The sequence below is a fragment of the Azospirillum brasilense genome, assembly GCF_008365405.1.
GTDB classification, from domain to species: Bacteria; Pseudomonadota; Alphaproteobacteria; order Azospirillales; family Azospirillaceae; genus Azospirillum; species Azospirillum brasilense_D.
In genome coordinates this window covers 1-12,954 of record NZ_QOKV01000024.1, presented here as the reverse complement: position 1 = coordinate 12,954, position 12,954 = coordinate 1, and the positions used below count along the sequence as shown (strand labels likewise).

Sequence of the window (12,954 nt, the reverse complement as noted above, 5' to 3'; positions counted from 1 at the left end):
CTTCGCGGAGTGGCGGTCTTACGTCGCGGGATGGGTGTCGGACCGGGAAGCGCTGTCGCCCTTGCCCGCTCCGTTGCTCCGGTAGCGCAGGACCATCGGGCCGATCACCAGCAGGGCCGCGACGATCAGCAGGGCCGCCGAGATCGGGTGGGTCAGGAAGACCGACGGGTCACCCTGGCTGATCGCCAGCGCGCGGCGGAACTGCTGTTCGGCCAGCGGCCCCAGGATCAGCCCGACCACGCAGGGCGCCACCGGCACGTTCAGCACGCGCATGCCGAAGCCGACCAGCCCGATCACCCACAGGATGACCAGATCGATGACGTTGTTGTTCAGCGTGTAGGCGCCCAGCGACGAGAAGACGAGGATGCCGGCGTACAGCCAGGGCCGCGGGATCAGCAGCAGCTTCACCCAGAAGCCGACCAGCGGCAGGTTCAGCACCAGCAGCAGCACGTTGCCGATGTAGAGGCTGGCGATCATGCCCCAGACCAACTCCGGGTTGTTGTCGAACAGCGTCGGGCCGGGTTGCAGGCCGTACTGCTGGAAGGCGGCCAGCATGATGGCGGCGGTCGCCGAGGTCGGCAGGCCGAGCGACAGCAGCGGCGCCAGCACACCGGCGGCCGACGCGTTGTTGGCGGCCTCCGGACCGGCGACGGCCTCGATGGCGCCCTTGCCGAACTCCTCCGGCTTCTTCGCCAGACGCTTCTCGACCAGATAGGACAGGAAGGTCGGGATCTCGCTGCCGCCCGCCGGCAGGGTGCCGATGGGGAAGCCCAGCAGCGTGCCGCGCAGCCACGGCTTCCACGAGCGGCTCCAGTCCTCCCGGCTCATCCATTTGGAGCCCTTGAGCGCGTAGATCTCCTCCGTCTCGAAGCGGTGGCGGGAGGCGACGTAGAGCGTCTCGCCGACCGCGAACAGGCCGACCGCGACGACCACCGTGTCGATGCCGTCGAGCAGCTCCGGCACGCCGAAGGCCAGCCGCGCCTGACCGGTCTGCATGTCGATGCCGACCAGACCCAGCGCCAGACCGAGGAACAGGCTCGCCAGCCCGCGCGCCAGCGAGCTGCCCAGCACCGCGGTCACGGTGGTCAGCGCCAGCACCATCAGCGCGAAATACTCGGCCGGGCCGAACAGCAGGGCCATCTTGACCATCAGCGGGGCGACGAAGGTCAGCGCCGCGGTGGCGATGGTGCCGGCGATGAAGGAGCCGATGGCGGCGGTCGCCAGCGCCTGGGCGCCGCGGCCCTGGCGGGCCATGGCGTGGCCGTCGATGGCGGTGACGATGCTGCCGGACTCGCCCGGCGCGTTCAGCAGGATCGAGGTCGTCGAGCCGCCGTACATCGCGCCGTAATAGATGCCGGCGAACATGATGAAGGCGGAGGTCGGCTCCAGCCCGTAGGTGACCGGCAGCAGCAGCGCCACGGTCAGCGCCGGGCCGATGCCGGGCAGCACGCCGACCGCGGTGCCCACGGTCACGCCGATCGCCGACCACAGCAGGTTGTAGGGGGTCAGCGCCACGAGGAAGCCGTGGCCCAGGGCGGCAAGGGTGTCCATTGTGCGGTTTCCTTCCCGATGCGGGGCTTATTCGGCGTCGGCTGACGTGAGCCGTTCGACGATGCTGCCCTCGGGCAGGTTCAGGCCGAGCCCGTAATTGAAGGCCACGAAGGTGAAGGCGGCGAGCGCCAGCCCGATGGCGAGATTGACCATCAGCCGCCGGCCGCCGAAGGCGCGGGAGACCGCGGCGAACAGGATGGTGGTGGAGGGAATCCAGCCCAGCGTGTCGAGCAGCAGGAACTGGACGGCCAGCCCCGCCGCGACCAGCGCCACCGCCCAGAGGTCCAATTCCAGCCCCTCGGCGTGGGCGATGGCCCCGGCGAAGGCCTCGCGCAGCAGGGACAGGCCGACCAGGACGAGGCCGCCCGAGATCAGGTAGGGAAACAGGGCGGGGCCGACCACCGCCCGGCCGACGCTTGGCGTCAGCATGGTCTCGACCGCGATCAGCCCCCCAAGGGCGATCAGCCCGCCGCCCAGCACCGCCTCTCCGGCGCGCATGCTCCGACCGGTGGTCATCGCTTCATCCTCCCAGACTGTTTTTTTGCGGACCGATGGGCGCGGCGACCGCGCCCATCTGGTTCGGGCCTTTACTTCACGAGGCCGATGTCCTTCAGCGTGCCTTCGATCTGCGCGCGCTCCTGCTTCAGGAAGGAGGCGAACTCGGCGGAGGGCTGATAGAGGTCGATCCAGCCGCGCTGCTTCACGGCCTGCTTCCACTCGTCGCTGGCGACCGCCTTGGCGACGGCCTCCTGGAGTTCCTTCAGCTCCGCCGGCTTGGCGGAGGACTGGGCGAAGACGCCGCGCCAGTTGACGAACTCCAGATCGACGCCCTGCTCCTTCATGGTCGGCGTGTCGGAGCCCGGCAGGCGCTGCGGAGCGGAGACGGCGATGGCGCGCAGCTTGCCCGCCTGGAACTGCGGGGCGAACTCGCTGTAGCCGCCCATGCCAAGGGTCACATGGCCGCCGAGCGCCGAGGCCAGCAGCTCGCCGCCGCCCGCGGTGGCGACGTAGTTGACCTTGTTGGGATCGACGCCGACCGCCTTGGCGATCAGCCCGGCGAGGATCTGGTCGCTGCCGCCCGCCGAGCCGCCGCCCCAGGAGACCGAGCCGGGGTTCGCCTTGAACGTCTTGATGAGGTCGTCGAAGGTCTTGATGGGCGAATCCGGGGGAACGACGATGGCGGTGTATTCGCCGGTCAGCCGGGCCAGCGGGGTCACCTGATCGAGCGTCACCGCCGATTTGTTGGTGACGATGGCGCCCAGCATGATCTGGCCGCCGACCAGAATCGTCGGCGTGCGCTTCTTGGCGGTGACGAACTGGGCGAGGCCCACCGTGCCGCCGGCGCCGGGGATGTTCACGACCTGGATGTTGGAAGCCAGCTTCTGGTCCTGGAGAACCTGCTGGAGGGTGCGGGCGTGCTGATCCCAGCCGCCGCCGGGGCTCGCCGGGGCGATGATCTCCAGCCCCTTGATCTCGGCCAGTGACGGGGTGGCGGCGAGGGCGGCTGTGGCGAGAACGGCGGCGGTCAGGACGCCCTTCACGGCGCCCGGCATGCGGATGGTCATGACGCTTCGCTCCATGGGTGTGTTTTTGTTTTGAAAACCGGCGGGCCGCCGCCGGCTGTTCGTCACTTGACGAGGCCCAACTCGGTCAGGACGCCTTCGATCCGGGTCCGCTCGTCCTTCACGAAGGCGGCGAACTGGTCGGACGGCAGGTAGAGGTCGATCCAGCCGCGCTCCGCGGCGATGCGCTTCCACTCGTCGGTGCGGACCATGGCACCGACCGCGTCGTCGAGGGCCTGCTTTTCCGACGCCTTCAGGTTGCCCGGCGCCATCACCGCGCGCCAGTTCACCAGTTCCACATCCACGCCCTGCTCCTTGAAGGTCGGGACGTCGATGCCGGGGAGGCGCTGCGGGGCGGAGATCGCCAGGGCGCGCAGCTTTCCGGCCTGGAGCTGGGAGGCCATCTCGTTGTAGCCGCCGGTCGCCACGGTGATGTGGCCGCCGAGCACCGAGGCCATCATCTCGCCGCCCGCTCCGGCGGCGATGTAGTTCATCTTGGAGACGTCGCCGCCGATCGCCTTGACCAGCAGGCCGTAGAGGATGTGGTCCGGGCTGCCGACGGCGAAGCCGCCCCAGGAGACGGAGCCCGGATCGGCCTTGAACTTCCGGACGAGGTCGTCGAGCGTCTTCAGCGGCGAATCCGCGGCCACGACGATGGGCTGGTACTCGCCGGTCAGGCGGGCCAGCGGGGTCACCTGATCGAGCGACACCGGCGACTTGTTGATCAGGATCGCCCCGATCATGCCGAGGCCGGAGATCATCAGGCCGGGGTTGCGCTTCTTGGCGGTGACGAACTGGCTGAGGCCGATGGTGCCGCCGGCTCCCGGAATGTTGACCACCTGGACGCTGGAGGCCAGCTTGTGGTCCTGAAGGACCTGCTGCATGGCGCGCGCGTGCTGGTCATAGCCGCCGCCGGCGTTGGCGGGGGCAATGATCTCCAGATTCTTGATCTCCGCGGACGCGGGAGCGGCGAACAGGGCGGCAGCGGCCATCACGGCCGCCGCCAGCATCCCTTTGGCGGGGTTGCCGAGGCTCATGGTGTTTCCTCCGAATGGACTTTTTTGTTTTTTGGATGGCGCTTGGCGCGCCTTACGGTGCCTTGGCGGTGGAACTCCGCGGGCGCGCCTCGTAGAGGAGGACGGAGCCGCCGGCCCCCGCGCCGCAGGCGGCGCCATAAAAGAGCGGGGTCCGCTCGTCCGCCGCTGCGGTCTTCGCCGTGGGTTCCGCCGGCTTTCGGGCTGCGGATTCGGTCGCCATGGTGGAGGTTCCGGGAACGGTGGTTGGTTGTTCCAACTGTTTATCAGGCGAACCTGTCATGAACCTGTCAGCCACCACCCAGGCACACAAAATTTCGGCGCTCCACCCGGAAGAGGCGGAGACCGGTGCGGATTGTTTTTCCCTCTCCCGTCCCGGGAGAGGGTGCCCGCGAAGCGGGCGGGTGAGGGTCGTACGAGGATCAAGACTCTGATCCTTGGTCCTACCCTCACCCTCCCACCGCTTCGCGGCGGGTCCCTCCCTCTCCCGGGGCGGGAGAGGGAATTTAAAGTGTGTCGCCCCCGACCGTCACCCCACCACCAGCAGGAACAGCCCCTGGCCGAGATAGACGGTGCCGGTCAGGGCGACCAGACGCTGGCTCCAGCTGCGGAACTGGGCGTCGCTCATCGCGTCGAGCACGCGGCGCGACAGGTTCGTTCCCAGGATCGCCATGCCGATGCAGACGAGCGTCACCGTGATGTCCAGCGCCTCCGCCTCAGACGCCGCGACGAGGGAGCCGAAATAGACCGTCTTGAACAGGTGGCCGAAGACCTGCATCGTCGCCTTGGTCGCCACGACGCTCTGCCGCGACAGGCTGGACTTCACGAAGAACACATCGAGCAGCGGCCCCGAGATTCCGGCGATCAACTGCACGCCCATGCACAGGACGCCGGCCAATGTGCTGTGGCCGCGCCGCGACACGTTCGGCGACCAGTGCGACGGAACCGCCATCGCCATGAAGGGCGACAGCCCCAGCACGATCAGCGCCTCCGCCTTGCCGGGCACATAGCGGATCAGGGTAAAGACGCCGACCGCCACCGCCCCGCCCAGCAGGAACCGGGCGACGATCCCCCATTGCACATGCCGCCGCCACAGCCACGCCCGCCAGCCGTTGGCGGTCATCTGCGTGATCCCGTGCAGCAGCATGGCTGAGGACACCGGCAGCAGCACCAGCAGCAACCCCATCAGCACCATGCCGCCGGCCATGCCGAACAGGCCCGACAGGAACGAGGTCACCAATGCCGCAAGGCCGAGTCCGAGTGTCAGGGGAACCGTCAGCATCCCGCTCATCCGAAAGTTTTCTTTGGCTGTGGAGGTCATGATGCCCCTGGCACGCTTGTGCCGCAAACGGGATTGTCTGATGCTGACCCCCAGGAAATGTTGGGGTGATGCGGAGGGGATCGGATGCGGCGCCTGCCATCGCTGAACGCCTTGCGGGCGTTCGAGGCCGCGGCCCGCCACGGCAGCTTCACCGGGGCGGCGGGCGAGCTGAACGTCTCGCAGGCTGCGGTGAGCCGCATGGTGCGCCTGCTGGAGGAGCGGATGGGCTTCCCGCTGTTCGAGCGGCGGGCCAACGCGCTGGAGCTGACCGACCGTGGGCGGGCGCTGCAACCCGGCCTGACCGGCGCCTTCGACGCGATCGCGGACAGCGTCGAGCGGGCCGCCGCCATGCGCGACGGCCCGGTGCTGACCCTGGGGGTGGGCGCCACCTTCGCGGTGCGCTGGCTGATCCCGCGCCTGTCGGCCTTCCATGAGAGCCATCCTGACGTGGAGGTGCGCATCGCCACCGGTGGCGCCGGCGCGCCGATCCGCGAGGATTGGACCTGCGCCCTGCTGCTGGGCGACGGGCATTGGCCGGGCTATGAGGTGGAGGAGCTGTTCACCGCCGACATGCTGCCGGTCTGCGCGCCGGCCCTGGCACCGACCCTGCGCCGTCCGGAGGATCTGCTGTCGGCGACGCTGCTCTCGGTGTCGCACTGGGCGGACGACTGGCCGCACTGGTTCGCCTCGGCGGGGCTGGCGCCGCCGTCCTCGAAGGGGCTGTCCTTCGGCAGCTACGCGATGACCTTGCAGGCGGCGGCGGACGGGGTGGGGGTGGCGCTGGGGGCACGGCTCTACATCGCCGACGATCTGGCGGCGGGCCGGCTGGTCACGCCCTTCGCGCTGGCCGTGCCGATGGGGCGTGCGTGGTATCTGGTCTCGCGGCCGGCGCGGCACCGGGAGCCGGGCTTCACCGTTTTCCGCGACTGGCTGCGCGCCGCCGTCGGATCGTCGGACCCCGAAAAGAAAAGACCGCCGGAGCGTGCCCCGGCGGTCTGAAGTCGCACTTTGGAGAAACGTCACTCGGCGGAACCATACGCGCGGTGCGGCCTGCCGACTGGGTTTCAAAGGATAACCGAACGAAAACACTTATACTAGTATATCACTCAGAGCGCAAGCCCTTTTGCTCACATGACGGCGCCCATCTGCCAGGGCGTGAACTCGTCGGAGCCGAATCCCAGCTCCTCGCTCTTGGTCTTCCGGCCCGAGGCGGTGTCGAGGATGAGCTGGAAGATCGCCCGCCCGACCTCCTCGATGGTGGCGTCGCCGGTGGCGATGGGGCCGCAATCGATGTCCATGTCGTCGGGCATCTTGCGGAACAGCGCCGTGTTGGTGGCGAGCTTCAGCGAGGGCGTCGGCTTGCAGCCGAAGACGGAGCCGCGGCCCGTGGTGAAGCACAGCACGTTGGCGCCGCCCGCCACCTGCCCGGTGGCCGACACCGGGTCGTAGCCCGGCGTGTCCATGAAGACGAGGCCCGGCCCGGTGATCGGCTCGGCGTAGCGCACCACCTCGACGAGGTTGGTCGTGCCGGCCTTGGCGACCGCGCCCAGCGACTTCTCCAGGATGGTCGTCAGGCCGCCCTTCTTGTTGCCGGGCGACGGGTTGTTGTTCATCTCGCCGCCGGTGCGGCTGGTGTAGTCCTCCCACCAGCGGATGCGCTCGACCAGCGTCTCGCCGACCGCCGGGCTGACGGCGCGGCGGGTCAGCAGATGCTCGGCGCCATAGACCTCCGGCGTCTCGCTCAGCACCGCGGTGCCGCCGTTGCGGATCAGCAGGTCCACGGCGTGGCCCAGCGCCGGGTTGGCGGTGATTCCCGAATAGCCGTCCGAGCCGCCGCATTGCAGCGCCAGGATCAGGTGGCTGGCCGGCGCGGTCTCGCGCTTCACGTCGTTGACGCGGGGCAGCAGCGTGCGGATGCGCTCCACGCTCGCCCGCACGGTGGCGGCGGTGCCGCCGCTCTCCTGGATCGCCAGCGTCTGCAGCGTGTCGCCGACGGTCAGCCCCTCGACCTCGACCAGCTTGTCGATCTGGTTCACCTCGCAGCCGAGGCCGAGCACGAGCACGGCGGCGAAGTTCGGGTGGCGGGCGTAGCCGGCGATGGTCCGGCGCAGCGCGTCGATGGCGTCGCCCTGGGAGCCCATGCCGCAGCCGTAGGCGTGGGTCAGCGCGACCACCCCGTCGATGTTGGGGTAGGCGGCTAGCGCGTCGCCGCGGAACTGGTCGGCGATCATCCGCGCGGCGGTGGCCGAGCAGTTCACCGTGGTCAGGATGCCGATGTAATTGCGGGTCGCCACGCGCCCGTCCGGGCGGACGATGCCCTGGAAGGTGGCGCGCTCCGCCTCCGGCACGAAGTCCGTGGGATGGGAGTCGGCGCCGAAGGCGTGGTCGCGTTCGAAGCTGTCGCCCATGCCGATGTTGTGGACGTGGACGTGGTCGCCCGGCTCGATGGGGGCGGTCGCGAAGCCGATGACCTGGTTGTACTTGCGCACCGGCTCGCCGACCGCGATGGCCTGCACCGCGACCTTGTGGCCGGAGGGAATCGTGGTCCGGGCGGCGATGTCGGTGTCGGGCAGGGGGGTGCCCTCCGGCAGGTCGGCGCCGGCAACGACGACGTTGTCCGCGGGATGCAGGCGGATGGTCAGCGATGCCATGGTGGTGGTCCTTTTCTTGAATCCCCTCTCCCGTCCCGGGAGAGGGAGGGGCCCGCCGCCCTGCGGCGGGAGGGTGAGGGTGCCGACAAGGATCAACGTCTTGATCCTCGTACGACCCTCACCCGCCCGCTTCGCGGGCACCCTCTCCCGGGGCGGGAGAGGGGCTGTCGTCAGGCTCCGGTCAGAGCTTGTACGCCTTCTTGGCGAGGGTGTAGGCGAGATCCACCGCCAGCTCCGCGGCCTCGTCCTCCTCCATCCGGTGCTCGGCGACGAGCCGGGCCAGGAAGGCGCAATCCACGCGGCGGGCCACGTCGTGGCGGGCCGGGATCGAGCAGAAGGCGCGGGTGTCGTCGTTGAAGCCGACCGTGTTGTAGAAACCCGCCGTCTCCGTGATCATCTCGCGGTAGCGGCGCATGCCCTCGGGGCTGTCGTGGAACCACCAGGCCGGGCCGACGCGCAGCGCCGGGTAATGGCCGGCCAGCGGCGCCAGCTCGCGGGCGTAGCTGGTCTCGTCCAGCGTGAACAGGATGATGGTCAGGTCGCGCTCGTTGCCGACGCGGTCGAGCAGCGGCTTCAGCGCCCGCACATACTCGGTGCCGGTCGGGATGTCGGCGCCCTTGTCGCGACCGAAGCGCTCGAAGACGCCCGGGTTGTGGTTGCGGAAGCTGCCCGGGTGGATCTGCATGACCAGCCCGTCGTCCAGGCTCATCTTGGCCATCTCGGTCAGCATCTGGCCGCGGAAGATCTCCGCTTCGGCCGCCGTGATGGTGCCGCGCAACGCCTTCTCGAACAGCCGCTCGGCGTCGGCGTCCGACAGGTCGGCGGTGGTCGCCGTGGCGTGGCCGTGGTCGGTCGAGGTGGCGCCGCCGACCTCCTTGAAATACTGGCGGCGGTTGCGCAGGGCGGCGAGGTAGCCGGCCCAGGTCGCGGTGTTCTCACCGGACAGCGCGCCGAGCCGCTCGACATTGGCCTGGAAGCCCTCGAACTCCGGATCGACGACCGGGTCGGGGCGGAAAGCGGTGATGACACGACCCTTCCAGCCGCTCTCGCGGATGGCGCGGTGATGCTCCAGCGTGTCGAGCGGCGACTCGGTGGTCGCCAGCAGCTCGATGTTGAAGCGCTCGAACAGGGCGCGCGGCAGGAATTCCGGCTTTTGCAGGCAGGCGTCGATCTGGTCGAAGATGCGGTCGGCGCTGGCCCCGCTCAGCCGCTCCGTCACGCCGAACACCGTCTCGAAGGCGTGGTCGAGCCACATGCGCGTCGGCGTGCCGCGGAACAGGTGCCAGTTCTGGGCGAGCTGGCGCCAGATCTTGCGGGGATCGCTCTCCACCGCCCCGCCGTCCTTGCGCGGCACGCCCAGGCTCTCCAGCGGCACGCCCTGGCTGTAGAGCATGCGGAAGGCGTAATGGTCGGGCACCACGAACAGCGACGCCGGGTTCGGGAACGCCTCGTTCTTCGCGAACCAGGACGGGTCCGTGTGGCCGTGCGGGCTGATGATCGGCAGGTGGCCCACCTCCGCGTACAGCCGGCGCGCGATGTCGCGCTGCGTGGGATCGCTGGGGAAGAGGCGGTCGGGGTGGAGCATCGTTCATCTCCGGAAAGAGGGATGCCGGACGGGTGTCCGGTGCCCATTTGAATGGGTGGTTCGGGTGTGGCGCGCGGTGCTGCGCCGGTCGTGCCCCGCATGTCGGAATATATTAATATATCAGTTCCGGATGCAAGAGCTTTGTGCGTCCCGCCCACAATTCTGTCTGCGCGATGCCCAAGTCAAGAGGGCGCGGGTCAGAGGCGGCGCGAATCGTGGGCGGCGAAGTCGACGGCCCGCGGGCGGTAGCCGCTGGTGAAGAGGGGGGAGGAGATCACCATGTCGGCGGTCGCCTCGTTGCAGGCCATCGGGATGTTGTAGAGGGTGGCGAGGCGGGTCAGCGCCTTCACGTCGACGTCGTGGGGCTGGGCGGTCATCGGGTCGACGAAGAAGACGAGCAGGTCGATCCGGCCCTCCGCGATCATCGCGCCGATCTGTTGGTCGCCGCCCAGCGGTCCGCTCTTCAGCGAGGTGATGTCCAGCTGGGGATGGGCCTCCCGGACCAGCCGGCCGGTGGTGCCGGTGGACCAGAAGACGTTGCCCTCCAGCGCGCGGATGTTGGCGCCGAGCCAGCCGATCAGGTCGGGCTTGCGGGCGTCGTGGGCGACGAGGGCGATGCGTTTGCGGTCCACGGTGGCGGTCCTTGAGGCTGTGCGCTCCGCGGTGGAGCTTTCTAGAATATACTAGTATACTGACGAGCGACGCAACGCGCTTCCCGGTGGGACAAACTGGCGCGGAGTCGGGGCGCCGCGCGGGGCCAAGGCGTTTGACCCACCCCGCCGGGTATTAGTATATTGCGATGAAGGGCGGACCGTCCGCGGCGTGAAACAATGGGTTCGACGCCGCTGTCCGGAGATCCGGCGCCCTGACTTTTCCTGGCAGGAGCGGGTGTTGAAAAAGGCGGCGCAGACATCGGCGGTGGATTCGGAACAGGTGGAGGGCGTCAAGGCGCGGACCCGGCGCCGCACGGCGGCGGCGGTCGCCCGTCCGGCCCAGCGCGGCACCACCGTGGCGGCGACGATCTACCGTGACCTGCGCAACGAGATCGTCTCGCTCCGCCGCAAGCCGGGCGAGCCGGTCGCGGAGAAGGTGATCGCCCAGGATTACGGCGTCAGCCGCACCCCGGTGCGCGAGGCCGTGCTGCGTCTGGCCGACGAGGGGCTGATCGAGATCTTCCCGCAATCCGGCACCTTCGTCTCCCGCATCCCGCTGGGCGCCTTGCCGGAAGCCATCGCCATCCGCAAGGCGCTGGAGGAGGCGACCGTCCGCTACGCCGCCAAGCGCGCCACCCGCAGCCAGATCGCCAAGCTGCGCGCCAATCTGGAACTCCAGCGCGAGATGGAGGCCGCCCAGAATTTCGAAGGCTTCCACCAGGCCGACGAGACCTTCCACGCGCTGCTGGCGGAGACCGCCGGCTATCCCGGATTCTGGAACCTGACGCAGCAGGTGAAGGTGCAGGTGGACCGCTACCGCCTGCTGACCCTGCCGGTGCTGGGCCGCGTGCCGGACGTGATCGCCGAGCATTCGGTCATCATCGAGGCCATCGCCAACAACGACCCGGAGGCGGCGGCGAAGGCCATCGACCTGCATCTGGACTATCTCCAGGTCACCATCGCCGACGCGCAGAAGGCCAACCCGCTCTACTTCACCGCTCCTTCGGAAGACGAGGCCGAGCCGGTCTGATACGGACGACGCCTGACGGCTTCGTCCGTATCACCCTTTCAATCAATGCTATCGCATTGATCTGTCGGGTCCGACCGTGGGCGGGTGATGGAAGCCATCACCCGCCCACGGTATGAGGCTGCTCTGCGCACTTGGCTTTGGACCGTAGCTGATTTCTAATATATCAGTCACGTTCCTCCCAACACCGCGCAAGACAGCCAGGAGACCGCGATGCAATCGCTCTACCGCGCCGATCCGGCCCGCTACACCGCCATGACCTACCGCCGCAGCGGGCGGAGCGGGCTTGACCTGCCGGCCATTTCGCTGGGGCTGTGGCAGAATTTCGGCGGCACCGACGTGTTCGAGACCGGGCGCGCCGTGCTGCGCCGGGCCTTCGACCGCGGCGTCACCCACTTCGACCTCGCCAACAACTACGGCCCGCCGCCGGGCTCGGCCGAGGAGAATTTCGGGCGCGTCCTGGCGACCGACTTCAAGGCCCACCGCGACGAACTGATCGTCTCCACCAAGGCCGGCTACGACATGTGGCCCGGCCCCTACGGAAGCTGGGGCTCGCGCAAGTACCTGACGGCCAGCCTGGACCAGAGCCTCACGCGGATGGGGCTTGACTATGTGGACATCTTCTACTCGCACCGCGTCGATCCGCGCACCCCGCTGGAGGAGACGATGGGCGCGCTCGACCACGCCGTGCGGCAGGGCAAGGCGCTCTATGTCGGCATCTCCTCCTACTCGCCGGAGATGACCCGGCGGGCGGCGGCGATCCTCAAGGACCTTGGCACCCCCTGCCTGATCCACCAGCCCTCCTACTCGATGCTGAACCGCTGGATCGAGGGCGGGCTGCTCGACGCGCTGGAGGAGACCGGGATCGGCTGCATCGCCTTCTCGCCGCTGGCCCAGGGCATGCTGACCACCAAGTATCTGAGCGGCCAGCCCACCGACGCCCGCGCCGCCAAGGGCGGCACGCTGAAGGCGCATTTCCTGTCGCCGGAGAATCTGGAGCGGGTGCGTGCCCTGGACGCCATCGCCCAGCGGCGCGGCCAGACGCTGGCCCAGATGGCCATCGCCTGGGTGCTGCGCGACCCGCGCGTGACCTCCGCCCTGATCGGCGCCCGCAACGTGGAGCAACTCGACAACTCGCTCGACGCGCTGAAGAACACCGCCTTCACACCGGAGGAATTGGGCGAGATCGACCGCCACGCCGTCGATGGCGGGCTGAACCTGTGGCAAAACTCCTCGAACGCCGAAGCCGGCTGATCCGTTATAGGCAAACATAAAAGGGCCGCGCCGGGGATGCCGGCGCGGCCCTTTTTCATGACCCTGCGGAGGTTGCCTCAGCGCATGAGGAGATGGGGGAGCCAGAGGGAGAAGGTGGGGACGTAGGTGACGAGGAGGAGGGTGATGAAGAGGGCGCCGTAGAAGGGGGTGATGGAGCGCATGACCTGGCCGACCGAGACCTCGCCGATGGCGCAGCCGATGAACTGGGTGGTGCCGACCGGCGGGGTGTTGAGGCCGAGCGCGCAGTTGATCAGCATGACGATGCCGAACTGCACCGGGTCCATGCCGTACTGCA

13 protein-coding genes are annotated in these 12,954 nt (G+C 68.8%); 3 read left to right on the top strand and 10 right to left on the bottom strand.

Features of this window, described 5'->3' with window-relative positions:
- Positions 1–18: 18 nt before the first annotated feature.
- The 6 genes from DS837_RS26475 to DS837_RS26455 form a co-directional block, all read right to left on the bottom strand.
- Entirely contained in the window at positions 19–1,551 is a 1,533-nt protein-coding gene (locus DS837_RS26475; RefSeq protein WP_149167466.1) for a tripartite tricarboxylate transporter permease, read from the bottom strand.
- A 27-nt stretch (positions 1,552–1,578) separates the two neighbouring features.
- Positions 1,579–2,067: a tripartite tricarboxylate transporter TctB family protein gene (locus DS837_RS26470; RefSeq protein WP_114859909.1), complete on the bottom strand. Its 489-nt coding sequence runs from the start codon at positions 2,065–2,067 to the stop codon at positions 1,579–1,581.
- A 71-nt stretch (positions 2,068–2,138) separates the two neighbouring features.
- Entirely contained in the window at positions 2,139–3,116 is a 978-nt protein-coding gene (locus DS837_RS26465) for a Bug family tripartite tricarboxylate transporter substrate binding protein (RefSeq protein WP_247890142.1), read from the bottom strand.
- A 62-nt stretch (positions 3,117–3,178) separates the two neighbouring features.
- Positions 3,179–4,150, bottom strand: coding sequence for a Bug family tripartite tricarboxylate transporter substrate binding protein (locus DS837_RS26460; protein WP_149167465.1), 972 nt, complete (start codon positions 4,148–4,150; stop codon positions 3,179–3,181).
- Between the two features lie 52 nt (positions 4,151–4,202).
- Entirely contained in the window at positions 4,203–4,370 is a 168-nt protein-coding gene (locus tag DS837_RS32200; protein ID WP_170295986.1) for a hypothetical protein, read from the bottom strand.
- A gap of 306 nt (positions 4,371–4,676) precedes the next feature.
- Positions 4,677–5,429 (bottom strand): TSUP family transporter, encoded by a 753-nt coding sequence (locus tag DS837_RS26455; protein WP_247890141.1) that lies wholly within the window; start codon positions 5,427–5,429, stop codon positions 4,677–4,679.
- A gap of 123 nt (positions 5,430–5,552) precedes the next feature.
- Between DS837_RS26455 and gcvA the strand changes: the two genes are divergently transcribed.
- Positions 5,553–6,467 (top strand): transcriptional regulator GcvA, encoded by a 915-nt coding sequence (gcvA, locus tag DS837_RS26450; protein WP_149167463.1) that lies wholly within the window; start codon positions 5,553–5,555, stop codon positions 6,465–6,467.
- Between the two features lie 128 nt (positions 6,468–6,595).
- On the opposite strand, the gene DS837_RS26445 is transcribed toward gcvA, so the two are convergent.
- The 3 genes from DS837_RS26445 to DS837_RS26425 all read right to left on the bottom strand — a co-directional run bounded on the left by DS837_RS26445 (position 6,596) and on the right by DS837_RS26425 (position 10,336).
- Positions 6,596–8,119, bottom strand: a complete 1,524-nt coding sequence (locus DS837_RS26445) for a UxaA family hydrolase (protein WP_149167462.1) — start codon at positions 8,117–8,119, stop codon at positions 6,596–6,598.
- 181 nt (positions 8,120–8,300) lie between these two features.
- Positions 8,301–9,704 (bottom strand): glucuronate isomerase, encoded by a 1,404-nt coding sequence (uxaC, locus tag DS837_RS26435; RefSeq protein WP_149167461.1) that lies wholly within the window; start codon positions 9,702–9,704, stop codon positions 8,301–8,303.
- Positions 9,705–9,901: 197 nt separating this feature from the next.
- Positions 9,902–10,336, bottom strand: a complete 435-nt coding sequence (locus DS837_RS26425) for a methylglyoxal synthase (RefSeq protein ID WP_145687336.1) — start codon at positions 10,334–10,336, stop codon at positions 9,902–9,904.
- A gap of 259 nt (positions 10,337–10,595) precedes the next feature.
- On the opposite strand from DS837_RS26425, the gene DS837_RS26420 reads away from it, so the two are divergent.
- Positions 10,596–11,387 (top strand): GntR family transcriptional regulator, encoded by a 792-nt coding sequence (locus DS837_RS26420; protein ID WP_425599276.1) that lies wholly within the window; start codon positions 10,596–10,598, stop codon positions 11,385–11,387.
- Positions 11,388–11,597: 210 nt separating this feature from the next.
- Positions 11,598–12,638, top strand: a complete 1,041-nt coding sequence (gene mgrA, locus DS837_RS26415; protein WP_149167459.1) for an L-glyceraldehyde 3-phosphate reductase — start codon at positions 11,598–11,600, stop codon at positions 12,636–12,638.
- A gap of 77 nt (positions 12,639–12,715) precedes the next feature.
- On the opposite strand, the gene DS837_RS26410 is transcribed toward mgrA, so the two are convergent.
- A partial coding sequence (locus tag DS837_RS26410) for a TRAP transporter large permease subunit (RefSeq protein ID WP_149166867.1) occupies positions 12,716–12,954 on the bottom strand: 239 nt, incomplete at its 5' end.